Source organism: Streptococcus sanguinis, assembly GCF_900635155.1.
GTDB lineage: Bacteria > Bacillota > Bacilli > Lactobacillales > Streptococcaceae > Streptococcus > Streptococcus sanguinis_G.
In genome coordinates this window covers 1,160,421-1,184,485 of the sequence record NZ_LR134002.1, presented here as the reverse complement: position 1 = coordinate 1,184,485, position 24,065 = coordinate 1,160,421, and the positions used below count along the sequence as shown (strand labels likewise).

Here is a 24,065-nt window from a genome sequence, read left to right as displayed (position 1 = left end):
GGAGGTTTTTCTGATGGAAAAATTCTTTAACAGTAAATTCATGACCAAACTTCAGGAAATTGGTTATAAACTGGCCAACAATGTGTTTATACAGTCTTTACAAGCTGGATTAGGCTCTCTCTTGGGATTGATTACCGTAGGTTCCTTATTTCAAGTCTTAGCTGCAATTGGAAATGAAACTGCTCTAGGTTGGTTCAAAACAGGGGATGCAGTGTATAATACATTGACCTTGCCTTTCCGTTTTTCAATGGATTTTATTTCTATCTGGGTTGCCATCTTCTTTGCTTATCATTATGCTAAGAATTTGAAATTGAAATCCCCTATTATGGCAGCTGTTGATACAGCAGTTACTTTCATGCTTGTGGCAGGAGCTTTTGTTGATACTGAAGAATTCTCCGGTCTGCAATTAGACTATCTCGGCTCACAAGGTATGTTTATCAGCTTCTTCATTGTCTTTGTCGTCGTTCAGATTGAAAAATTCTGTTATGAAAAAGATATTAAAATAAAGATGCCAGATGTTGTGCCGCAGTTCCTGCAAGATAGTTTCGGCTCTATTCTGCCGGTATTCTTCTCCATCACTCTCTTCCTCTTGCTGAATGTTGGAATTGGAGCCTTGACAGCAGGAGCTTATAATGTTCCGTCTGGTTTTATGGCTCTCTTGCGTGCACCGCTTGGCGCTGTATCATCTGTTCCAGGTATTGTGATGCTTTGTATGTTAGCGCTGATTCTTTGGTGTTTCGGTATTCATGGTACCCTCATCATTATTCCAATCATTTCTCCGCTTGGGATTCAAGCGGCAACAACCAATGCTGCTCTTCATGCGAACGGTCAGCCAATGCAATTCTTCCCAGTCTTACTCTACACTTCCATGGCTTTAGTTGGTGGTACAGGGAATACCTGGGCACTAGTCCTGATGGGCTTACGTTCAAAATCTAAACAAATCAGTGCCGTATCAAAGATTTCGCTCATTCCTGGGTGGTTTGGTATCAACGAGCCAGTAACATTTGGTATGCCAATTATGTTCAACCCAATTCTTTGTATCCCTTATGTACTCAATGTGCCTATTATGATGATTTTGACTTATTTTGCTTACAAAACAGGCTTTATCATTCCAGCTTGGATTGTTGTCAGCGCTCAGTTGCCAATGGGCTTTAGTAACTATCTGACCACCCTTCGTTGGCAAAACTTTGTTTGGGACTATATCTTGATTTTACCAGCTATGTTAATCTACTATCCATTCTTCAAAAAATACGAAGAGCAATTGGTTAAGCAAGAAGCTGAAATGGAAACTCTAGAAGCCAAAGGAGGTGCAGCAGCTTGATTGATGTGACAAAATTTTCCAGAGACTTTCTCTGGGGATCGGCTTCAGCAGCCTATCAAGTTGAAGGAGCTTGGGATGAAGATGGTAAGAGTCTGTCTATCTGGGACACCTTTGTCCGCCAGCCTAATAGGACCTTTAAAAACACGACAGGCGATGTGGCAGTGGACCATTATCATCACTATAAAGAAGATGTGAAACTGATGGCCGAAATGGGCCTAAAAGCTTATCGATTTTCTATTGCATGGACCCGTATTTTGCCCGAGGGACGAGGAGAGGTTAACCAGAGAGGGATTGAGTTTTATTCAAATCTGATTGATGAGCTTCTCAAATATAATATTGAACCTATTATCACGATCTATCACTGGGATCTGCCTCAGACGCTTCAAGATGAGTATGGAGGCTGGGAATCCAGAAAGATAATCGACGATTTCCTGTATTATGCAGAGATTCTCTTCAAAAACTTTGGAGATCGAGTGAAATATTGGATAGGACTTAACGAGCAAAATGTCTTTGTTGGACTCGGCTACAGAGATGGCTATTTCCCACCAGGAATTAAAGACATCAAGCGAATGCATCAAGTCAATCACATTGTCAACTTGGCTAATGCGACAATTATCAAGCGATTCCATGATTTAAAAATAAAAGGTCAAATCGGTCCAAGCTTTGCCTTTCCTGTTCTCTATGCTCTGGATAATCGACCAGAAAATGTTCTAGCAATGGAGAAATCCTTGGATGTTAATGTTTGGTACTGGATGGATGCTTATCTATTGGGACGTTATCCAAAGACAGCCTTAGCTTATCTGAAAAATCAATTCGGTATAGAATTGGATATCCGAGAAGGGGATTTAGAGATTTTAAAAGCTGGTCGTCCAGATTTCGTTGGTGTCAACTATTACCAATCTCATACTTTTGCTGCTAATGTACCGAATGCTGAGGCTGGAGAGCCGGACCAGTTTAAGCATGTGCCAAACGAACACTTAGAGCGTACTAGCTGGGAGTGGGAAATAGATCCAATTGGTTTGCGAATTGCTTTACGGCGGATTACCAGCAGATATGACATCCCGATTATGATAACTGAAAATGGGCTAGGAGAGTATGATACCTTAACGGAAGATAGAAAGATCCATGACCCATATCGGATTGAATATCTTGATAATCATATTACAGCTGTACAAAATGCCATAGAAGATGGTTGCCAAGTCATCGGCTATTGTACGTGGTCTTTCACAGATCTACTTTCATGGCTCAACGGTTATGGCAAGCGCTATGGATTCGTTTATGTAGACCGTGATGAGGAAGAAGGGGGTAGTCTAGAGCGGATTCGAAAAGATAGTTTTTACTGGTATCAAAAATTAATTAAAGAATTTGAGAGCAAAAGATAAAACAGTAGAAGCCATTCATAGAAAAAAGCCAGCAGTTTGTATCCCTATACACTGCCGGCTTTTCTTTTTTATTTTTCCCTCATTTCTCCTTGTGGGAAGTAGGTTCCTTCTGGCATGTCGTTAATAATGACATGGACAGCAGACTGAGGTGCGCCTGTATTTCTGACAACGGCTTCAGTTACTTCCTTGGCAAGAGCTTTTTTCTGCTCCAGAGTACGACCTTCAAATAAATCAATTCTAACAAATGGCATATTTTTTGCCTCCTTTATTTCTTTATCATTATTTTATCACAAATGAGGTTTTAAAGAGTAGTGAATTATGGTAAAATAATGTGAAGTAAAAATGGAGATAGTGAATTAGCAAAGATTTAAATTATGGCTCAGTTATACTACAAATATGGCACGATGAATTCGGGCAAGACCATTGAAATTTTGAAAGTGGCCCACAATTATGAAGAACAAGGCAAGAGCGTAGTTATCATGACCTCGGCTGTTGATACCCGCGACGGTTTTGGTGTCGTTTCTAGTCGTATCGGTATGAAGCGGAATGCTATGGCTATTGAAGATCAGACGGATATTTTTGGCTATATCCAGCAGCTGCCTGAGAAGCCATACTGTGTTTTAATTGATGAAGCTCAGTTCTTGAAACGCCATCATGTCTATGATTTGGCTAGAGTGGTGGATGAGTTGGGTGTTCCAGTTATGGCTTTTGGTCTGAAGAACGATTTTCGCAATGAACTCTTTGAAGGCTCCAAACATCTCTTACTCTTGGCTGATAAGATTGAGGAGATTAAAACCATTTGCCAATATTGCTCTCGTAAGGCCACCATGGTTTTACGGACTGATAACGGAAAGCCGGTTTATGACGGAGAGCAGATTAAAATTGGCGGCCACGAGACCTATATCTCAGTCTGCCGCAAGCACTATTTTAACCCTGATATTAAGTAATCCAATGATAGAAATAAAGGAGATGATGAAAAATCTATGAACATCTATGAACAGTTACAGGCGGTTGAAGATCGCTACGAAGAGTTAGGTGAGCTTTTGAGTGACCCTGATGTGGTCAGTGATACCAAGCGTTTTATGGAGCTTTCTAAGGAAGAAGCCAGCACCCGAGATACAGTGACGGCATACCGCGAGTATAAAAAAGTCCTGCAAAACATCACTGACGCTGAAGAGATGATTAAAGACGCCTCTGGTGATGCCGACTTGGAAGAAATGGCCAAGCAGGAGCTCAAGGATGCCAAGGCTGAAAAAGAAGAATACGAGGAAAAACTAAAAATCCTTCTTTTACCGAAAGATCCAAACGATGATAAGAATATTATCCTTGAAATCCGCGGTGCAGCAGGAGGAGATGAGGCTCAGTTGTTCGCAGGAGACCTCTTGCAGATGTATCAAAAATATGCTGAAAGCCAAGGCTGGCGCTTCGAAGTCATGGAGGCTTCTTACAATGGTGTAGGTGGGATCAAGGAGGTGGTCGCTATGGTCTCAGGTCAGTCGGTCTACTCGAAACTTAAGTATGAATCTGGTGCACACCGCGTACAGCGGGTTCCTGTGACCGAAAGCCAAGGTCGCGTTCACACCTCGACGGCAACTGTCTTGGTGATGCCAGAAATCGAAGAAGTCGAATACGACATTGATCCTAAAGATTTGCGTGTTGACATCTACCACGCTTCAGGTGCCGGCGGACAGAACGTCAACAAGGTTGCAACCGCGGTTCGTATTGTCCATCTGCCAACCAATATCAAGGTTGAAATGCAGGAAGAGCGTACTCAGCAGAAGAACCGAGATAAGGCTATGAAAATCATCCGAGCTCGTGTGGCAGACCACTTTGCTCAAATTGCTCAAGATGAGCAAGATGCAGAGCGCAAGTCCACAATTGGTACAGGCGATCGCTCAGAGCGGATTCGCACCTATAATTTCCCACAAAACCGTGTGACAGACCACCGTATTGGATTGACTCTGCAAAAGCTGGATACGATTTTAGCTGGCAAACTGGATGAAGTTGTTGATGCCTTGGTTCTCTATGACCAAACACAAAAACTAGAAGAGCTGAATAAATAATGACATTGACTCAATATTTGACTGAGTTAGAGCAGGAGCTAGTAGCAGCGGGAGAAGAAGCAGAAAGCCTGTCTTTCGTTTATCGGGCTCTCAACGAGCTCTCCTTTACCGACTTTGTTCTAAAGCTTCGGACAGAAGTCAGCCGGGAAGACCGTGAGCAGCTAAAAGCAATTCAAGAGCAGCTGCTTGCTCACAAGCCAGCCCAGTATATCATTGGGAGCAGTGACTTTAACGGTTTGACTCTCAAGGTGGATGAGCGAGTTCTGATTCCAAGGCCTGAGACGGAGGAGTTGGTGGAGCTGATTTTGTCAGAAAATCCCGAAAGTTCTCTGTCTATCTTGGATATCGGAACAGGTAGCGGAGCCATTGCTCTTGCACTAGCAAACAGCCGCCCAGACTGGAAGATTACTGCTTCTGATCTGTCAAAAGATGCTCTTTCCTTGGCAGCAGAAAATGCTCAGTCTTGCGGACTCAACCTCACTTTTGTCCAATCTGATTGCTTGGATACAATACAAGGAAAATTTGACATTATCGCCTCCAATCCGCCTTATATTTCAGAAGAAGATAAGCATGAAGTTGGACTTAATGTTTTGACTTCAGAGCCTCACATGGCTCTCTTTGCGGAGGAAGATGGCTATGCAGTCTACCGGAAAATAGCCGAGCAGGCAGGAGACTATCTGACAGAAAAGGGAAAGATCTATCTGGAAATTGGTTACAAGCAAGGAGACGGTGTCAGGGAGTTACTAAAAAAATCTTTTCCGCAAAAACGAATCCGAGTTCTGAAAGATCAATTCGGCAAAGATAGAATGGTGGCGATGGACAATGGATAAGATAGAGAAGACTCTGGCAGCAGGCGGAGCAGTTGTCCTGCCGACAGAAACAGTTTATGGCCTCTTTGCCCAGGCTTTGAATCAAGAGGCGGTTGAACGTGTCTACGAATTAAAACGAAGACCTCGTGACAAGGCTCTTAATCTCAATGTGGCTAGCTTGGAAGAGATTTATGTTTTTTCTAAGAACCAGCCCAGCTACCTAGAGCAGCTCTATCAAGCCTTTCTACCTGGGCCGCTGACTATTATCCTCCAGGCCAATGACCGAGTGCCTGTTTGGATAAACTCAGGTATGGAAACCGTGGGTTTTCGGATTCCTAAGCATCCAGTTACGCTGGACTTGATTCGGAAGTACGGTCCCTTGATTGGTCCATCCGCCAATCTTTCTGGAAAAGCTAGTGGAACTTCTTTTCAGCAGATTATGATGGATTTTCAAAAGCAAGTCTCGGGAGTAAAAGATGATGCTGCTCTGACAGGTCAGGATTCAACCATTTTAGACTTGTCTGGAGAAAAGACTCTTATTTTACGCCAGGGAGCGATTACTCGCGAGGATATTCTCGCCCGGGTAAGTGGTATAAACTTTTAACTTTTAGGACCTAAGGTCCTATTTTCGCAAAAGAAGGGAGACACCTTATGATTTTTGACCAAGAAGACTACAAAGCATTTGACCCAGAGATTTGGGAAGCAGTTGCTAAAGAAGAAGAACGTCAGCAACATAATATTGAACTAATCGCTTCAGAAAATGTCGTTTCTAAAGCTGTCATGGCTGCTCAAGGTTCAATTTTGACCAATAAGTACGCTGAGGGCTACCCAGGCCGCCGTTACTATGGTGGGACAGATGTAGTGGATGTGATTGAGAGTCTGGCAATTGAACGCGCCAAGGAAATTTTTGGTGCCAAGTTTGCTAATGTGCAACCCCACTCAGGCAGCCAGGCTAATTGTGCAGCTTATATGGCTTTGATTGAGCCAGGTGATACAGTTATGGGCATGGATCTGTCTGCCGGAGGCCACTTGACTCATGGTGCATCAGTCAGCTTCTCTGGGCAAACCTATAATTTTGTATCTTATAGCGTAGACCCAGAAACAGAATTACTGGACTTTGATGCTATTCTCCAGCAAGCCAAAGAAGTACAGCCTAAGCTGATTGTGGCAGGGGCTTCAGCTTACTCTCATATTATTGACTTTTCAAAATTCCGTGAAATCGCTGATGCGGTAGGTGCTAAGCTCATGGTTGATATGGCTCACATCGCTGGTTTGGTTGCTGCAGGTCTCCATCCTAGCCCTGTGCCTTATGCGGATATCACAACCACGACAACCCACAAGACCTTGCGAGGACCTCGCGGTGGTTTGATTTTGACAAATGATGAAGAATTGGCTAAGAAAATTAACTCAGCTATCTTCCCAGGCATTCAAGGCGGACCGTTGGAACACGTCATTGCAGCCAAAGCAGTTGCCTTTAAAGAAGTGCTTGACCCAGCTTTCAAGATTTATGCCCAGCAGATTTTGGATAATGCCCAAGCCATGGCCCAAGTCTTCCGTCAGCATGACAAGTTCCGTGTGATTTCTGACGGTACTGAAAATCACCTTTTCTTGGTGGATGTTACTAAGGTTGTAGAAAATGGAAAAGTAGCGCAAAATCTCTTGGATGAGGTTAATATCACGCTTAATAAAAATTCCATCCCTTACGAGACTTTATCACCATTTAAGACTAGCGGAATTCGTATCGGTACAGCAGCCATTGCAGCTCGAGGCTTTGGTGTAACAGAAAGTATCAAGGTAGCCGAGCTCATTATCAAGGCTCTGGAAAACGCTGAAAACGAAGCGGTGCTGAATCAGGTGCGGGCGGAAGTTCGCGAATTGACGGACGCTTTTCCACTCTATGAGGGCTTGAACTAAGATGGATATTTACGTAAAAAAAGCCATTATTCATCAATTCAGCCCAGCTGATACCGAACTGCTGCTGGCGGATAAGTTTCTCAACATTACTCCCAAGATTGAAGAATACCTGCGCAAGAAGATTGAACGGGTCTATTCTGACGATGCTAAAACAGGTGTTTTCGATCCTGAAAATGTCTTTTTAGCCCAGCTTTCAGACGACCTATTGGAAACATCAGTGACAGTTGCCAAGCTCTGGCAGGAGGAGTTTTCTGTCAGTGAAAACCAGAAAACCAATGATCTGATTTTTGTCCAGTTTGACAAAGAAGGTGTGGAGCACTTTGCTTTTCTGCGGATTGCTCTGCGGGAAACTCTGACCCACTTAGGTGGCGAGGTGGACAATCCTATCAAGTTGACGCAGAACAATCTGCCTGGCTTTGGTACGGGTGCGGACGAGGCTTTGGTCATTAATCTCAAATCTCGCAAGTACCATCTGATTGAAAAGCGCATCAAGTATAACGGTGCCTTTCTCAATTATATGTCAGACAATCTCTTGCAGGTCAATCCGACAATCTCAGCTAAGAAATCAATCAAAGCACTTGAGAGGACTGCTCAAAAAGTTGCCGAAAGTTTTAACAAAGACGATTTTCAGTTCCAGTCCAAGGTCAAATCCAGTATTTTCAAAAATTTGGAAGAAAATGACGAACTGTCGCCTGAGAAACTTGCCGATGATCTTTTTGACAGCAATCTGACTGCCCGACTTACCTTTATTGACCAAGTCAAGGAAGCTATTCCTGAGCCAGTCAAGTTTGATGAGATTGACAGCAGCCGCCAGAAGAAAAAGTTCGAAAATCAGAAACTCTCCCTTTCAAATGGAATTGAACTCATCGTTCCTAATAATATCTATCAGGACGCAGAGTCGGTAGAATTTATCCAGAACGATAACGGGACCTATTCTATTTTGATTAAGAACATCGAGGATATCCAAAATAAATAATGTTTAAATTTCTAAGAAGACTGATTTTAGTCCTTTTCGTGCTCTTTGCTGGCTACAAGATTTATCAGGTTCATCATGATGTCAAGCAGGTCATGAAGTATCAGACATTGGTCAGAGAAGTGCTTGATGAGCAGGACACAGCGGCCAATGAAGAATTGGTGCTGGCCATGATTTATACAGAGACCAAGGGAAAAGACACCGATGTCATGCAGTCCAGTGAAAGCGCAACTGGTCAGACCAATGCCATCACGGACAACAAAGAAAGTATTCGCCAGGGAGTTCAGACCTTATCTGATAACCTAGAGTTAGCCAGCGAGAAAAAGGTGGATGTTTGGACAGCAGTACAAGCCTATAATTTCGGTCAGGCCTATATCGACTATGTAGCTAAAAACGGTGGCGAAAATACGCTAGAACTGGCTAAGAAATATTCCAAAGATGTAGTAGCGCCAAGCTTAGGAAATGTAACTGGCAAGACCTACGGCTACTATAACCTGATTTCAATTTTCCACGGTCCAGAACTCTATATAAACGGCGGTAATTATTATTATTCCCGCCAGGTCAAGATGAACATGCACATCATGCGCCTCTTAAAATGGTTTTAGAGAGTGGGACAGAAATCGGTAATTCGTTAGAATTCGATTTCGTCGTCCCACCTCCGCACAGTTGAGTAGGGCTGTAAAAGCTGATGAAATCAGCGTAGTAGAGCCCACTCAACCACTGCGTCTTGCTCGACAATCCAAAGACAATTGAGAGGCTAGGACTTTTGTCCCAGCCTCTTTTTTGATGGTGAAGTAATAATCCAGATATTTGTAACCATGATGGATACATGATATAATTTTGTACATCTATCATAAAAAGGAATGAAAAATGAACAAGAAACTTGGTTTTAAACTCCTCATTCTGGTTTTGGTGACAATTGCCGGTCTAACAGCTTTTTACAACCATAAAGAAGCCACTGAGCTCAACACAAAACAATATGTGCAGTCAACAACGCCGACCTTGTTTTTCCATGGTTTTGGATCCAGCTCTAATGCTGAAAATCATATGACAGAGGCTGCCAAAAAGGCTGGAGTCACTCAGACAATTATCACAGCAAATGTCAGTAAAAATGGGCAAGTAAGCTTATTAGGAGAGATACCGAAAGGTGCTATCAATCCCATTATTAAGGTAAACTACGAAGATAACCGCAATGCCGACTATGCTCAAGATGGCAAATATGCAGCAGCTGTGATTCGTAAGCTACAAGAAACTTATGGATTTGATAAGATGAATCTAGTAGGCCATTCGATGGGGAATATGTCCATCCTCTTTTATATGCTGGAGAACGGTCAGGATGAAAATCTTCCTCAGTTGCAAAAGCAGGTCAATATTGCCAACCATGTTAATGGTCTGGAAGGAAGGGACTTGCCTGAAGATTTGAGTATCTTAGATGACCAAACTGGCCAGCCTAATGCTATGAGCCAGACTTATCAAAATCTACTGGGATTACGAGAAGTTTACCCGCAAGATCAGGTAGATGTTTTGAACATTTACGGTGATTTTAAAAATGAATCCGACGGTTCTGTCCTCAATATTTCTTCTCGAAGCCTCAAATATCTCCTAGTTGAGAATGCTAAATCTTATCAGGAAAAGAAAATCACAGGTCAGTTGGCTCAGCACAGCCAATTGCATGAGAATCCAGAAGTAGACGAGTTACTGATAGACTTCCTTTGGAAAAAGTAGAAAAGAGCAGTTGCTGGCTAGCAAATTCAGTGACTGTTTTTTCTTTGAACTTCTTTGAGAAATGTTGTAAAATGTATCTATTATCTCGAGCCATTTATGGATGAGATAATAATAACTCCATCATTGCAGCAACTTAACTGAAGCACTCTGGACATCAAATGGAGCGAAAATTACAAGCTCAAGAAACAGAAATTAGAGGAACTCAGATAAAAGGTTTGCTCTATAAAAAAGCTATAGAATTTGGGAAACTATAGCGGGAGGAAAAGAGGAAAAAATATGAAATTCAAAAAAACTTTAATGACAGCAGGAGCCTTGCTGGCTACTCTGTTTACTGTATCGACCGCAGCTGCCGATTCAAATGTTCAGAAAGTCATTGATGAGACATACGTGCAGCCAGAGTATGTGCTGGGTTACTCCTTAGATGAGAGCCAAAAACAGCAGACCTTGCAGATGTTGGGCTACAATTCATCTAGTGACAGCAAGCCACTTAAGACCATGACACCGGAAGTCTACTCTAAAATCATGGATGTTGCCAATGACCCTAGCCTGCAGCTTTATTCTTCTGTAAAAATCCAGAAATTAGGCAGCAATAAGCCATTAGAGGTCAAAATTGTCACTCCGCAAAACATCACCAAGGTTACAGAAGATATGTATCGCAATGCGGCTGTTACTCTAGGGGTTCAGCACGCGCAGATTACCGTTGCTGCACCGATTCCGGTAACAGGTGAGAGCGCCTTGGCAGGGATTTACTACTCTCTGGAAGATAATGGAGCGACCATTCCTCAGGAAAATAAAAACCTAGCGCAGGAAGAACTGGCTGCCCTTTCTGGTATCAATGCTGAAAACACAGGTAAGGAAGGCTATGACGCAGACAAGCTCAACGTGGCTCTGGCTGATATCAAAGCGGCTATCGCCAACGCTAAGAAGAACAACAGCAATCTGACAGCAGATGATGTCCGTAAGATTGTCGAAGAAACCTTGAAAAACTACGGTCTGACTCAGTCAGTGACCAGTGACCAAATCAACCTCATCGTGAATTTCGCTGTCAATCTTTCAAACAGTGGAGTCATTACGGATTCTGACTTTACAAAGACGCTTAGTGACTTGAAAGACAGTATTGTTTCAAAGGCAGGGGATACCTTTAACAATATTAACCTTAACTTTGATGCAAATGGCCTCCTTCAAGAAGGCGGTAATTTCTTTTCTAATATCTGGAATGCCATTGTCAACTTCTTTAAAGGATTGTTTGGCGGTTAATTCTAAGACTATGTAAAACAAGGCTGGGACATGTTAGTCCCAGCCTTGTTTGTTATTTCTTAATATGTTAAATCCTCCATCAGAAGCGTTCTAGTGGAGGATTTTTACTTTTAATATTTCAAATTAGATTTATTTCTTACTCCCACTCTACAGTTGCAGGTGGTTTGCTGGTGATATCATAGACGATGCGGTTGACATGGTCTACTTCGTTGACGATACGAACAGAGATTTTTTGCAGGACATCCCAAGGAATCTTGGCAAAGTCAGCTGTCATTCCATCGATAGAAGTGATGGCGCGAATCGCAATTGTGTAGTCGTAAGTCCGGCCGTCGCCCATGACACCAACCGAACGGACTCCAGTATTAACAGTAAAGTATTGCCAGATGTCGCGGTCAAGACCAGCTTTGGCGATTTCTTCGCGGAGAATAGCATCCGATTCGCGGACAGTTTCTAATTTTTCCTCAGTGATTTCTCCCATAACGCGAATAGCAAGTCCTGGTCCTGGGAATGGTTGGCGCCAGACAATTTCATCAGGCATACCAAGCTCTGTACCCAAAGCACGAACTTCGTCCTTATAAAGTGTGTTCAACGGCTCAATCAGCTCAAACTGCATGTCTTCCGGCAGACCACCAACGTTATGGTGAGACTTGATAGTCTGAGCGGTGTCGGTGCCAGATTCGATAACGTCTGTATAGAGCGTTCCTTGAGCCAAGAATTTTACATCTTTCAGTTTGCTGGCTTCGTCGTCAAAGACATAGACAAACTCGTTTCCGATGATTTTACGTTTTTGCTCCGGATCTGAAACACCGGCTAGTTTATCAAGGAAACGTTTAGCTGCGTCTGCCTTGACGATATTCAAACCAAATTTGCCGCCAAGCATATCCATGACCTGATCAGCTTCGCCTTTACGCAAAAGACCATGATCCACAAAGATACAGATTAGTTGATCACCGATTGCTTTCTGCAAGAGAACACCGACGACAGAAGAGTCTACACCACCAGAAAGTCCCAACAGCACCTTCTTGTCACCGACGGTTTGGCGGATTTTTTGGATTTCCATGTCAATGAAGTTATCCATAGACCAGTCGCCTTTGGCTCCACAAATATTCAGAGCAAAGTTACGAAGAATATCGTAGCCAAACTCCGAATGACGAACCTCAGGGTGGAACTGAATGCCGTAGATTTTCTTAGCAGGATTTTCAATTGCTGCAAAAGGACAGTCAGCAGAAGTACCAGTACGGACAAAGTCAGCAGGAATTTCTGTTACTGCATCTCCATGGCTCATAAGAACTAGCTGGCTTTCAGGTGTTCCGTTGAAAAGGCTGGAGTTAGCAGTATGTGACAGAGTTGACTGCCCATATTCTCGATTTCCAGCATGACCAGCAGGGACAACCTTGCCGCCCAGCTTGTGAGTCAACAGTTGCATACCATAGCAGATCCCCAAAATCGGGATTCCCAACTCGAAAATTTCTGGGTCAATATCAAAGGAGCCGTCTTCATATACAGAATTCGGACCGCCTGAAAGGATAATCCCGACAGGCTGGATAGCACGGACTTCGTCAACAGTAATCTTGTTGCTCTTGAGCTCAGAAAAAACACCGATTTCACGAATGCGGCGTGAAATCAGCTGGTTGTACTGGCTTCCGTAATCAAGCACGATGATCTTTTCGACATCTTGCAATTCAGTTCTAGTTGTCATCTGTTCCCTTTCTTAAAAGAAGTAATCTTTTCCCCTCATTTTATCACAAAAAAGGAATTTTTCCAAGGTAATAAGGAGTAAGAGTGATGAAAAAGCGAATATGAGACTTTATTTGACTAAACAGCTAGAATCGTGAGAAAAGCAAGCGTTTGAGAGCTAATACTTATCATTTAGTTTGACATTTGAAGTATTTGGTACTAAAATAAAGGAAGGTACCAAATAAGAAAGAAGAGCCGACATGTTACCCGCATATATCAAAATTCATGATCAGATTAAAAAAGACATCGACGATGCCGTTTGGGAGATTGGAGAGCGCCTGCCCAGTGAGCGAGATCTAGCCGAAACCTTTAAGGTCAGCCGTATGACCCTGCGTCAGGCCATCACGCTCTTGGTTGAGGAGGGAGTGCTGGAGCGTCGGGTCGGTAGTGGAACCTTTGTAGCCAGCACACGCGTTCAGGAGAAAATGCGCGGCACCACCAGCTTCACGGAAATCATGAAAGCACAAGGCAAAACGCCGTCCAGTCAGCTCATTTCTTATCGACGCACTCTGCCGAGTGAGCAGGAAGTGGAAAAGCTAGGCATCCATAAGACAGAAAATGTCATTCGGATGGAGCGGGTTCGCTACGCTGACGATTTGCCGGTGGTCTACGAGGTGGCTTCAATTCCAGAGAAGTTCATTAAGAATTTTAAAAAAGAAGAGGTGACCAGTCATTTCTTCCAGACCTTGCAGGAACATGGCTATAAGATCGGCAAGTCCCAGCAGACTATCTATGCTCGGCTAGCTAAGGAAAAAATCGCCAATTACCTCGATATTCCTCGCGGCCATGCCATCTTAGGACTGACTCAGATCTCTTACTTTGACGATGGTACAGCTTTTGAATATGTAAAAAGCCAGTATGTCGGCGATCGTTTTGAATTTTATTTGGAAAACAATTAATAGCTGCAAAACTCTTGGTTATCACTAAGAGTTTTTAACTTGTCTTTCACTCGGCAAAAAAAGCTGATTGACCTTTTGCAATCTCATATTTCGAGTGTTTATTTCCCTTGTCAGACTAGAGTTTATCATGCTTTTCTGGTATAATATTTCTTATGGAAATTGAAAAAACAAACCGAATGAATGCTCTCTTTGAGTTTTATGCGGCGCTTTTGACTGACAAGCAGATGAACTATATCGAGCTCTATTATGCGGATGACTACAGCCTGGCTGAGATAGCTGAGGAGTTTGGTGTCAGCCGTCAGGCCGTTTATGATAATATCAAGCGTACAGAGAAGATTCTGGAAGACTATGAGAAAAAGCTGCACATGTACTCGGACTACATTGTTAGAAGTCAGATATTTGACCAAATTACGGAGAAATACCCTGAAGACAGCTATCTGCAAGAGCAGATCGGGATTCTGTCGGGTATTGACAACCGAGAGTGACTATGGCTAAGCAAGTTATCTACAAGGGAATGTCTTGCTGGTTGTTGGAGTTGGAAAAACCTTTTCCTGCCAGGGTACAAATCATCTCCCCTGACAATCTTTCTAAGGCAATGCAAGAAGGCTTCAGCTGCTGGGGATACCCAAATGAGATTATGAAAGAAATATCTGCTGAGGAATACGCTTGTTTAACACGTTTTGGAAAATTTCCACTGAATTGATTGAAATAGAAACTAGGAGAAATAAAAATGGCATTTGAAAGTTTAACGGAACGTTTGCAGAACGTCTTTAAAAATCTGCGCAGAAAAGGAAAAATCTCAGAGAGCGATGTTCAGGAAGCAACCAAAGAGATTCGTCTGGCCCTTTTAGAAGCCGACGTTGCCCTGCCAGTTGTCAAAGACTTTATCAAGAAAGTCCGTGAGCGTGCTGTCGGCCATGAGGTTATTGATACCCTCAATCCAGCGCAACAGATTATCAAGATTGTTGACGAAGAGCTGACAACTATCTTGGGTTCTGATACTGCTGAGATTATCAAGTCACCAAAAATTCCAACTATTATCATGATGGTTGGTCTGCAAGGGGCAGGTAAAACCACCTTTGCTGGTAAGCTTGCTAATAAACTCAAGAAAGAAGAAAATGCTCGTCCGCTCATGATTGCGGCGGATATTTACCGTCCGGCGGCTATTGATCAGTTGAAAACACTTGGACAGCAAATTGATGTACCAGTTTTTGCTTTAGGTACGGAAGTTCCGGCTGTTGAGATTGTCCGTCAAGGTCTGGAGCAGGCAAAAGCCAACCACAACGATTATGTCCTAATTGATACGGCTGGGCGTCTACAGATTGACGAAAAGCTCATGCAGGAGCTGTCAGATGTCAAAGCGCTGGCTAATCCGAATGAAATCCTCTTGGTTGTCGATGCCATGATTGGTCAGGAAGCAGCTAATGTCGCTCGCGAATTTAACAGTCAACTGGAAGTGACTGGGGTTATCTTGACCAAGATTGATGGGGATACCCGTGGCGGTGCAGCCTTGTCTGTCCGTCAGATTACTGGTAAGCCCATTAAATTTACTGGTACCGGTGAAAAGATTACTGATATCGAAACCTTCCACCCAGACCGCATGTCCAGCCGGATTTTGGGTATGGGGGACATGCTGACTCTGATTGAAAAAGCCTCTCAGGAATACGATGAGAAAAAATCGCTTGAAATGGCTGAAAAGATGCGAGAAAACACCTTTGATTTCAATGACTTCATTGATCAGCTGGATCAGGTACAAGGCATGGGACCTATGGAAGATTTGCTCAAGCTGATTCCAGGCATGGCCAATAATCCTGCCCTCAAGAATATCAAAGTGGATGAGAAAGAAATTGCCCGCAAACGTGCCATCGTATCCTCTATGACACCGGCTGAGCGGGAAAATCCTGACTTGCTGAGTCCTAGCCGTCGCCGTCGGATTGCCAATGGTTCAGGTAACAGCTTCGTTGATGTTAATAAATTTATCAAAGACTTCAATCAAGCTAAGCAGATGATGCAGGGCGTTCTATCAGGCGATATGAGCAAGATGATGAAGCAAATGGGTCTTAATCCAAACAATATGCCTAAGAACATGCCAGGTGGCGGAGGAATGCCTGATATGTCAGCGCTGGAAGGTATGATGGGCCAAGGCGGTATGCCGGATATGTCAGCTTTGGGAGGAGCTGGCATGCCGGATATGAGCCAAATGTTTGGTGGCGGTCTCAAAGGGAAAGCTGGAGAGTTTCTGATGCGACGCAGCATGAACAAGATGGCCAAGCAAATGAAGAAAAACAAGAAGAAGCGGAAGTAATAACAAAAAAACAAGTCGCATAACTAAGTTTTATGTGGCTTGTTTTTGAAAACATCAGATTCAGATACGGAGACTAGAATGAAGCCTTTTTTGACTCGATGCATTCATCGACTTGCTAAGACCTTTCAAAAATTATTAAACAAGATGCCTTCCCACCCTATTTCTCATCTACCTACCAGCAAGGTCGAAATACGTCCTATTATCATGATTCCAGGTAGTTCGGCGACAGAGAATCGTTTTAATCGAATGGTTAAAAAAATTAACAGGAATCAGCATCCGAATCATAGTCTGGTCCGTATTAAAGTCTGGAATGACGGACACATGACCTACAGAGGGCATTTGAAGCGGAAAGACATAAACCCCATTTTTGTGATTGGCTTTCAAAATAATCGTGATGGTTATGAAAATATAAAGCAGCAGGCAGCAATGTTTGACGCTGTCTTGACTGTCTTACGAGAGAAGTATTCTTTTAACAGGTTTAAGGCGCTGGGGCATTCTAACGGTGGTCTAGTTTATACAGTATTTCTGCAGCAATACCTAGCAAATCATTCCGGACTTGAGATGGAAAAACTCCTGACTATTGGCAGTCCTTATAATCTGAACAAGAAGAATCTCAATCATCGAGTTGAGATGTTAGATGACTTTGTAGCCAACCAGGAAAAACTTCCTAAGAAGCTTCAGCATTTGTCGATTTTGGGAATCTTTTTCCGAGATGGTGACGGAATTGTCCATAAAAGCAGTGTAGAGGCCGGGAGTTTGATTTACAAAGGAAAGATTGCCTCGCACAGAGAGGTAGTCGTCGTAGGCAAGGATGCCCATCATTCTTCCTTGCCGCAAAATGATCAGGTAATTGATTTGATTAGGGAGTTTTTGTTATAGTAAATATTTTACATAATTTAATTTTAGTAAAAATTAGAAAGACAATAAAACAATGAAAATGGTAGAGATTCTTCATTAGGTATTATGGTAACTTCGATCTGATAAATGAAAAATGGAATGAAGACTATGAAAGCATTTTGATTAAGCCAAAGGACGATCAAGAATATAGATGAACTGAACTGGTTTATTGTCGTTATCGACGACTGTCATTGTGGTTTATTTATAATTCCCAAAGAGGTAGCTATCAGTAAAAAAATTCTTTCTAGAAAGGATTGTAAAGGAAAGATGGCTATGCGTTTTTATCCGTCCTGGTGCACAAATTTAAATAAAACAGCTCAGGCAACACAAAAATGGCAACTGGATTATTTTCAAAAAATCGAATTAGAAGAATAAGTTTTAGGAAAAACAAGACAGAGTTTAGCTCATCAATTCTGTCTTGTTTTTATTATCTATTTTGTAGTAAAGTCAGATTGCTTACTTCTCTCTATCATTTTTCCGAAAAACTATAATTTTCTTGAAAAATATATCTAGATATGCTATACTACTGTTATAGAGAAAACGGAGAATTGTGGTGAAACGTGAATTGCTATTAGAAAGAATTGATAAACTCAAGGCCACTATGCCTTGGTACATTCTGGAATATTACCAGTCTAAGCTGGCGGTGCCTTATAGTTTTACAACCTTATACGAATACCTCAAAGAATATGATCGCTTTTTTAACTGGGTGCTTGAATCTGGTATAACGGATGCTTCGCATATTGCTGAGATTCCTCTATCGGTCTTGGAAAATATGACCAAGAAAGACATGGAGGCCTTCATTCTGTATCTGCGAGAGCGGCCGCTTCTCAATGCTAATACGACTCAAAACGGTGTTTCCCAGACAACCATCAACCGGACTCTTTCAGCCTTGTCCAGCCTCTACAAATATTTGACTGAGGAAGTGGAAAACGAGCAAGGTGAGCCCTACTTCTATCGAAATGTGATGAAAAAGGTTGCTACCAAGAAGAAAAAGGAAACTCTGGCTGCTCGTGCAGAGAACATTAAGCAGAAGCTCTTTTTAGGGGATGAGACGGAAGAATTTCTCCAGTATATTGATACGGAGTACCCTAAGAAGCTCTCTAACCGCGCTCTGTCCTCCTTCAACAAAAACAAGGAACGTGATCTAGCCATCATTGCCTTGCTGCTAGCCTCTGGTGTTCGTCTGTCTGAAGCTGTCAATCTAGACCTAAAAGACATCAATCTCAAAATGATGGTCATTGAAGTGACTAGAAAAGGGGGGAAAAGGGATTCTGTCAATGTTGCTGCTTTTGCTAAGCCCTATTTAGAAGACTATCTGAGCATTCGAAGCAAACGATACAAGGCCGAAAAGACTGATACAGCCTTCTTTTTGACTGAATACCGTGGCACTCCTAATCGAATCGATGCTTCTAGTGTCGAAAAAATGGTGGCCAAGTATTCTGAGGACTTCAAGGTGCGAGTGACGCCTCACAAACTCCGCCATACGCTTGCTACACGTTTATACGATGCAACCAAGTCTCAAGTTCTCGTCAGTCATCAGCTAGGACATGCTAGCACTCAGGTAACGGACCTCTACACCCACATTGTCAATGACGAGCAAAAGAATGCTTTGGATAAACTATAAAGTTACATAATTTAAAATATGTGAAAAAAGAGTGCAACAAAAGAGCGAGAAATCTATTGTAGATACTTCGCTCTTTCTTTTATATAAACTCAATCCAATAATTTCGATGTGGTTCAACAATCAGCGGCTTGCCCCAGAAGTGCTTGAGATGTTCAAGGTTTGCTGCTGTGACAGGTCGATTTTTGGCATTGTACTTTTCAGCGCTTTCTCTAGTTAGGAAGCATTTGACCGCTTCGTAGGAGCCGTCTGCTGTCTCCCTATTCAGCCCTTCAAAGCTAACTTCATCACCTGGCTGAGGGTTGTCCGTGAAGAGTCTTCCGATAAAATAGACAGTTTTACTCTTCATCAGATCGTAAGCCTTGATATTCTCTATTCGATTATTAGCTGCTGCAAACATGATGCAGAAGCTATCAACTAGGTCCTTTAAGGGCATTAGGTCTTCCTTGGGAACGAAGACATCTACCATGTAGAGCCCGCCAATGACAAGATTTTGGAAAGAAGGTTGCTGAATAACATTATCTAACGCCATGCCAAGTGGCAATTTCACGGCTTGATAGCCTGATTTTTCAAATTCTTCTTTCTTTTTCTCATAATCTTCTGCAGATATGCTAACATAAAAGTTGTCTGGATTAGGAGATGGTTTTTTCTTCAGAAAAGCTACAACTGTGCGGTCCAACTGCTCAAACAGACCAAGGCTTTCTACTGGGACTTTCTGCATCAAGACACCTCTTTCTCTGATTCCCTATCATTTTATCATATCTGGTAGATAAAGCCTAGAGAAAACTAGCTGGTTAAGGAAACGTAAGAATGTTGTTGATTTGAAATATACTGTTTACATGAAAAACCAAACTCTTCGAGAGCTTGGTTTTCTTTATGTCATAATGTCATATTTTAACCAACGATAGCTTCAGCAATCTCTTCTCTGCTGATTCCAGCAAAGTAGCGGCTGATATCAATCGTTTCAAGAGCTTTAAGGACATCTTCGCGTTCGTATTTAACGCCGCGCAGCACATCTTCTACTGCTGCTACGTCTTCAATACCAAAAAAGTCTCCATAGATTTTAATATCCTGAATCTTTGATTCAACAACATTGGCAAAGATTTCTACCTTACCGCTGGTAAACTTGGTCCCACGGCGCACGTTGTATTCAGGTGATTTACCGTAGTTCCAGTCCCAAGTTCCAAACTTGCTATCTCTGATTTGCTTGATTTCTTCCAGTTCATTCTCGGAGAAAACATATTCTGTCATTTCTGGATATTCTTTCTTCATGTAGTCCAGAAGCAGGTCGCGGAATTCTTCGACAGTAATCTTTTCTGGTAATTCATTGACAATATTTGTCACGCGTGCACGGACGGATTTAACGCCTTTTGATTCGAACTTGTCTTTAGAAACCTTAAGCGCATTGGCCAAGACAGACAAATCAACATCAAAGAGTAGGCAGCCATGGTGCATGATACGGCCATTAATATAGGCCTGTGCATTGCCACAGAACTTCTTGCCATCAATCTCCAGATCATTACGGCCGGTGAATTCAGCCTTTACTCCAAGTTCAGCCAAGGTGTTGATAACCGGCGTAGAAAAGCTCTTGAAGTCAAAAGCGCGGTCTTCGCTTTCCTTGGAGATAATGGTGTAGTTAAGGTTGTTTAGATCATGATAAACAGCTCCACCGCCACTGATACGACGTACGACCTCAATGCCATGCTCACGAACATAATCACGGTTGATTTCTTCGATGGTATTTTGGTGACGTCCCACTATGATAGAGGGTTTGTTAATCCAGAGCAGGAAAATTTCATCCTCATCTAAGAGGTGTTTGAAAGCATATTCTTCCAGAGCAATATTAAAAGCTGTATCATTTGAGTAGTTAACAATGTATTTCATAAGCTACCTCTTTATACGATAGAGACTGGAACGATGATTTATGCCCAGTCTAATCTATCTTTTAAATTATTTTTTCTTAGGTGAGTGAACTGCCAATCCCAGTACGTCCGCAAATGCTTCGTACATAACTTCTGAGAAAGTTGGGTGACCGTGAATGGTCTTAAGCATTTCTTCTACGGTGATTTCCATTTCGATGATGGTTGATGCTTCGTTGATCAATTCTGCAGCAGCAGGACCGATGATATGGACACCAAGCACTTCACCATACTTCTTGTCAGCGATGACTTTAACGAAGCCTTGAGCTGCGTCTGAAGCAATAGCACGGCCGTTAGCAGCGAAGTTAAACTTACCAATTGCTACATCGTATTTCTCACGAGCTTGCTCTTCTGTCAAACCAACTGCTGCTACTTCTGGCAGGGTGTAGATAGCCGCAGGTGTCAGATTGAGTTTAGCAACATGGTGATTGCCTTTCAGAGCATTTTCAGCAGCAACTTCACCCATACGGAAGGCTGCATGAGCCAGCATCTTAGTACCATTGATATCACCTGGTGCGTAAATACCTAGAACAGAAGTTTCCATGTACTCATTGACCTTGATAAGGCCGCGATCCAGTTCGAATTCAACCTCACCGATGCCTTCTAGGTCTGGCACGCGTCCGATAGACAGCAGAGCCTTATCTGCTAGAATATCTTCTTTTCCTTCAACCTTGATACGGAGTTTGCCGTTTTCTTCGACGATTTCTTCCAACTTGGTTTCAGTCAAAATTGTCATGCCCTTGCGCTCCAAGATGAGGCGAAGGTTTTTAGAAACTTCCGCATCCATAGCTGGTACAATGCGGTCCATCATTTCGATAACGGTAACTTTTGAGCCAAATGTCATGAAGGCTTGGCCTAGCTCAATACCAACAACACCACCGCCGATAATAACCAGATTTTCTGGCACTTCGTTCATTTCCAGAATATCATCACTGGTCATGACGAGAGATGATTCTATGCCAGGAACATTGATCTTGCTGACTTTGGAACCACCAGCCAAGATAATCTTCTTCGTTTCTAGCAACTCGCTGCCGTTTACAAGAACATTCTTGTCTTTAGTAATGGTACCAATCCCCTTATGAACATCTACGCCATAGCTTCGGAGAAGGCCAGCAACACCGCCAACAAGCGTATTGACAACCTTGTTTTTAGTTTCTAGAACCTTGTCCATGTCTACTGAGAAGCTTGGATTTTCGATAATGATACCGCGACTCGCTGCATGACCAAGGTTTTCAATGATTTCAGCATTGTGCAGGTAAGTCTTGGTAGGAATACAGCCACGGTTCAAGCAGGTTCCGCCTAGCTCAGACTTCTCAACCAAGGCAATCTTGCCACCCAGCTGAGCTGCTTTGATGGCCGCTACATAACCAGCAGGTCCGCCACCGATAACAACGATATCGTAAGCATCATCACTCTTATCATCATCTGTGCTTGTTGCCGTTGTTGCAGGAGTTGGTGCTTCCGCAGGTGCAGATCCGCCAGAAGTTGGGATATTTTCTCCTTCTTCTCCCAAGTAACCGATGACTTCCGTTACTGGAACAGTTTCTCCGTCACCTTTGAGAATGGCAATCAGATAGCCATCTTCTTCAGCTTCCAATTCCATGCTGACCTTGTCAGTCATGATTTCCAAAAGGATTTCTCCTTCTTTGACAAATTCGCCGACTTTCTTATTCCATTGGACAATTTGCCCTTCGGTCATATCCACGCCGGCTTTGGGCATAATTACTTCTAAAGCCATTTTTCTTTCCTTTTCTAACTAGTTTTTCATTTGCTGAGTGCCTCTTTGCTTTTTAGAATAGCAAAGAAAAATCTTATACCAACATTGAAATTGGGTCTTCAATCAAAGCCTTCAAGTCCTTCATAAACTTAGCTCCAGCCATTCCGTCAACAACACGGTGATCAATAGTCAAGCCCAGACTCATAATTGGACGGATAACAATTTCGCCGTTAACAACGACAGGTTTTTCCACTGTTGAGCTTACGCCCAAGATAGCAGAGTTTGGCTGGTTGATGATTGGACCAAAGGACTGAACGCCAAACATACCTAAGTTACTGATTGTGAAGGTTGAATTTTGCAGCTCGCTTGGAGCCAACTTGCCTTCCAAGGTACGTCCGATTACATCTTTAAAGGCTACTACAAGCTCTGATAGGCTCATTTTTTCTGCATTGTAGACAACTGGTGTCATCAGGCCATTATCCATACCGACTGCCATTGAAAGGTTGACATAGTTGTGTGTGATAATGGTTTTGCCATCCTCTGTCAAGGTCGAATTGAGGTAAGGATGTTTCATCAGTGTCTTCACAACAGCCATCGAAAGCAGGTCTGTGACAGTTACTTTCTTGCCAGTTGCTTCCATGATTGGCTCTAGCACTTTTTTACGCAAGGCCAGCATTTCTGTCATATCAACATCATAGTTAAGGGTGAATGTTGGCGCTGTCAGGTAAGATTCTACCATCCGCTGAGCGATAACCTTCCGCATTGGCGTCATTGGAATACGCTCAATTTCACCGTAAGGAGTGACATTATCAGGCACTTCTTCCACTTTTTCAATTTGAGCAGGAGATTTGATTGTATCGCTCTCAACATTCTCGGGCAAGAAGGCAAGGACATCCTTCTTCATAATCTTACCACGATGGCCAGTTCCTTGAATCTCTTGCCAAGCAATATTGTGTTCTTGGGCAATTCGTGTTGCCAGTGGTGAAATGCGCACCACATTTGTATCTTTATAAGTTTCCACGTCTTCTTTGTGGACACGACCGTTTGCACCTGAGCCAGAAACATCATAGAGGTTGATTCCCAAATCATCCGCTAACTTTCTAGCTGCAGGAGTCGCTCTTAGCTTATCATCAGCCATGACCTCTCCAATTCTATTATAAGATATTAAGGACGCAGAGGGCAATGAAAAAATAGGAGATTGACGCTGTGTTCGATGAACACAAGGAAATCTATCTTTTTTTCACAGACCTCCGTCCGAATTCAATTACATGATACTAAGGGCGTTAAAAAGCGACTGAAAAATAGGAAATCAACGCAGGCTTCGATGAAGCCAAGGCGCTTTATCTTTTTTCCAAGCTTTTAGCCCGTGTTCAACTCTACAAGTAACTTGGATACAAACGTATCTCAAGTTATTACGGTTGTCGCTATCGGCGACCAACCTAGTAGACTTACTAAGTCGTTCGTCGAATATCATCGATTCAACTCTCTCCTGTTGCAACTTTACAAGTAACTTGGATACAAACGTA

General features: G+C 42.7%; 23 protein-coding genes and 1 pseudogene. 18 read left to right on the top strand and 6 right to left on the bottom strand.

Annotation, left to right across the window (positions count from 1 at the left end; translation table 11 throughout):
• Positions 1 to 13: 13 nt before the first annotated feature.
• Together ELZ47_RS06145 and ELZ47_RS06140 are read left to right on the top strand one after the other, a co-directional pair.
• Positions 14 to 1,321 carry a PTS sugar transporter subunit IIC gene (locus tag ELZ47_RS06145; protein WP_125331078.1) on the top strand — a complete coding sequence of 436 codons (1,308 nt, stop codon included), beginning with the start codon at positions 14 to 16 and terminating at the stop codon, positions 1,319 to 1,321.
• Positions 1,318 to 2,703, top strand: coding sequence for a glycoside hydrolase family 1 protein (locus tag ELZ47_RS06140; RefSeq protein ID WP_164549567.1), 1,386 nt, complete (start codon positions 1,318 to 1,320; stop codon positions 2,701 to 2,703). The genes ELZ47_RS06145 and ELZ47_RS06140 overlap by 4 nt, the downstream gene beginning before the upstream one ends.
• 68 nt (positions 2,704 to 2,771) lie before the next feature.
• On the opposite strand, the gene ELZ47_RS06135 is transcribed toward ELZ47_RS06140, so the two are convergent.
• A complete protein-coding gene (locus ELZ47_RS06135; protein WP_223322810.1) occupies positions 2,772 to 2,972 on the bottom strand; it encodes a 4-oxalocrotonate tautomerase in 201 nt (66 codons plus the stop codon).
• A gap of 105 nt (positions 2,973 to 3,077) precedes the next feature.
• Here ELZ47_RS06135 and ELZ47_RS06130 point away from each other — a divergent pair, with 105 nt between their 5' ends.
• From ELZ47_RS06130 to ELZ47_RS06085, 9 genes are all read left to right on the top strand, one after another.
• Positions 3,078 to 3,650, top strand: a complete 573-nt coding sequence (locus ELZ47_RS06130) for a thymidine kinase (protein ID WP_125331077.1) — start codon at positions 3,078 to 3,080, stop codon at positions 3,648 to 3,650.
• A 36-nt stretch (positions 3,651 to 3,686) separates the two neighbouring features.
• Positions 3,687 to 4,766, top strand: a complete 1,080-nt coding sequence (prfA, locus tag ELZ47_RS06125; RefSeq protein ID WP_002895522.1) for a peptide chain release factor 1 — start codon at positions 3,687 to 3,689, stop codon at positions 4,764 to 4,766.
• Entirely contained in the window at positions 4,766 to 5,596 is an 831-nt protein-coding gene (gene prmC, locus ELZ47_RS06120; protein WP_125331076.1) for a peptide chain release factor N(5)-glutamine methyltransferase, read from the top strand. Before prfA ends, prmC begins: the two co-directional genes overlap by 1 nt.
• Positions 5,589 to 6,179: an L-threonylcarbamoyladenylate synthase gene (locus tag ELZ47_RS06115; RefSeq protein ID WP_125331075.1), complete on the top strand. Its 591-nt coding sequence runs from the start codon at positions 5,589 to 5,591 to the stop codon at positions 6,177 to 6,179. Before prmC ends, ELZ47_RS06115 begins: the two co-directional genes overlap by 8 nt.
• Before the next feature lie 47 nt (positions 6,180 to 6,226).
• Positions 6,227 to 7,489 carry a serine hydroxymethyltransferase gene (glyA, locus tag ELZ47_RS06110; protein WP_125331074.1) on the top strand — a complete coding sequence of 421 codons (1,263 nt, stop codon included), beginning with the start codon at positions 6,227 to 6,229 and terminating at the stop codon, positions 7,487 to 7,489.
• 1 nt (position 7,490) lies between these two features.
• Positions 7,491 to 8,465, top strand: a complete 975-nt coding sequence (locus tag ELZ47_RS06105) for a nucleoid-associated protein (RefSeq protein WP_125331073.1) — start codon at positions 7,491 to 7,493, stop codon at positions 8,463 to 8,465.
• A complete protein-coding gene (locus tag ELZ47_RS06100; RefSeq protein WP_002915229.1) occupies positions 8,465 to 9,067 on the top strand; it encodes a lysozyme family protein in 603 nt (200 codons plus the stop codon). The genes ELZ47_RS06105 and ELZ47_RS06100 overlap by 1 nt, the downstream gene beginning before the upstream one ends.
• A 265-nt stretch (positions 9,068 to 9,332) precedes the next feature.
• Positions 9,333 to 10,187 carry an alpha/beta hydrolase gene (locus ELZ47_RS06090; protein ID WP_125331072.1) on the top strand — a complete coding sequence of 285 codons (855 nt, stop codon included), beginning with the start codon at positions 9,333 to 9,335 and terminating at the stop codon, positions 10,185 to 10,187.
• Positions 10,188 to 10,463: 276 nt separating this feature from the next.
• Positions 10,464 to 11,444: a DUF1002 domain-containing protein gene (locus ELZ47_RS06085; RefSeq protein WP_125331071.1), complete on the top strand. Its 981-nt coding sequence runs from the start codon at positions 10,464 to 10,466 to the stop codon at positions 11,442 to 11,444.
• A 136-nt stretch (positions 11,445 to 11,580) separates the two neighbouring features.
• Here the strand turns inward: ELZ47_RS06085 and guaA are convergent, their stop codons facing one another.
• Positions 11,581 to 13,143: a glutamine-hydrolyzing GMP synthase gene (gene guaA / locus ELZ47_RS06080; protein WP_125331070.1), complete on the bottom strand. Its 1,563-nt coding sequence runs from the start codon at positions 13,141 to 13,143 to the stop codon at positions 11,581 to 11,583.
• Between the two features lie 238 nt (positions 13,144 to 13,381).
• Here guaA and ELZ47_RS06075 point away from each other — a divergent pair, with 238 nt between their 5' ends.
• From ELZ47_RS06075 to xerS, 7 genes and pseudogenes are all read left to right on the top strand, one after another.
• Entirely contained in the window at positions 13,382 to 14,080 is a 699-nt protein-coding gene (locus ELZ47_RS06075) for a GntR family transcriptional regulator (protein ID WP_002909746.1), read from the top strand.
• A 152-nt stretch (positions 14,081 to 14,232) separates the two neighbouring features.
• Positions 14,233 to 14,565, top strand: coding sequence for a putative DNA-binding protein (locus tag ELZ47_RS06070; protein ID WP_125331069.1), 333 nt, complete (start codon positions 14,233 to 14,235; stop codon positions 14,563 to 14,565).
• 2 nt (positions 14,566 to 14,567) lie between these two features.
• Positions 14,568 to 14,783: a 2-oxoglutarate:acceptor oxidoreductase gene (locus ELZ47_RS06065; RefSeq protein ID WP_126435575.1), complete on the top strand. Its 216-nt coding sequence runs from the start codon at positions 14,568 to 14,570 to the stop codon at positions 14,781 to 14,783.
• Between the two features lie 27 nt (positions 14,784 to 14,810).
• Positions 14,811 to 16,385, top strand: coding sequence for a signal recognition particle protein (ffh, locus tag ELZ47_RS06060; RefSeq protein ID WP_125331067.1), 1,575 nt, complete (start codon positions 14,811 to 14,813; stop codon positions 16,383 to 16,385).
• A 78-nt stretch (positions 16,386 to 16,463) separates the two neighbouring features.
• On the top strand, positions 16,464 to 17,264 hold the full coding sequence (locus tag ELZ47_RS06055) for an alpha/beta hydrolase (protein ID WP_126435574.1): 801 nt from the start codon (positions 16,464 to 16,466) through the stop codon (positions 17,262 to 17,264).
• A gap of 52 nt (positions 17,265 to 17,316) precedes the next feature.
• Positions 17,317 to 17,657: pseudogene (locus tag ELZ47_RS06050) on the top strand (MepB family protein).
• Between the two features lie 178 nt (positions 17,658 to 17,835).
• Positions 17,836 to 18,906, top strand: a complete 1,071-nt coding sequence (gene xerS, locus ELZ47_RS06045; RefSeq protein WP_125331065.1) for a tyrosine recombinase XerS — start codon at positions 17,836 to 17,838, stop codon at positions 18,904 to 18,906.
• Between the two features lie 79 nt (positions 18,907 to 18,985).
• On the opposite strand, the gene ELZ47_RS06040 is transcribed toward xerS, so the two are convergent.
• From ELZ47_RS06040 to ELZ47_RS06025, 4 genes are all read right to left on the bottom strand, one after another.
• The gene (locus ELZ47_RS06040; RefSeq protein ID WP_125331106.1) at positions 18,986 to 19,624 is read right to left on the bottom strand and encodes a hypothetical protein; all 639 of its coding nucleotides are present in this window, start codon (positions 19,622 to 19,624) and stop codon (positions 18,986 to 18,988) included.
• 173 nt (positions 19,625 to 19,797) lie between these two features.
• Positions 19,798 to 20,787 (bottom strand): lipoate--protein ligase, encoded by a 990-nt coding sequence (locus tag ELZ47_RS06035; protein ID WP_125331064.1) that lies wholly within the window; start codon positions 20,785 to 20,787, stop codon positions 19,798 to 19,800.
• A 66-nt stretch (positions 20,788 to 20,853) separates the two neighbouring features.
• Positions 20,854 to 22,560: a dihydrolipoyl dehydrogenase gene (gene lpdA / locus ELZ47_RS06030; RefSeq protein ID WP_125331063.1), complete on the bottom strand. Its 1,707-nt coding sequence runs from the start codon at positions 22,558 to 22,560 to the stop codon at positions 20,854 to 20,856.
• A 73-nt stretch (positions 22,561 to 22,633) separates the two neighbouring features.
• Positions 22,634 to 23,677 carry a dihydrolipoamide acetyltransferase gene (locus tag ELZ47_RS06025; protein WP_126435573.1) on the bottom strand — a complete coding sequence of 348 codons (1,044 nt, stop codon included), beginning with the start codon at positions 23,675 to 23,677 and terminating at the stop codon, positions 22,634 to 22,636.
• Positions 23,678 to 24,065 lie beyond the last annotated feature (388 nt).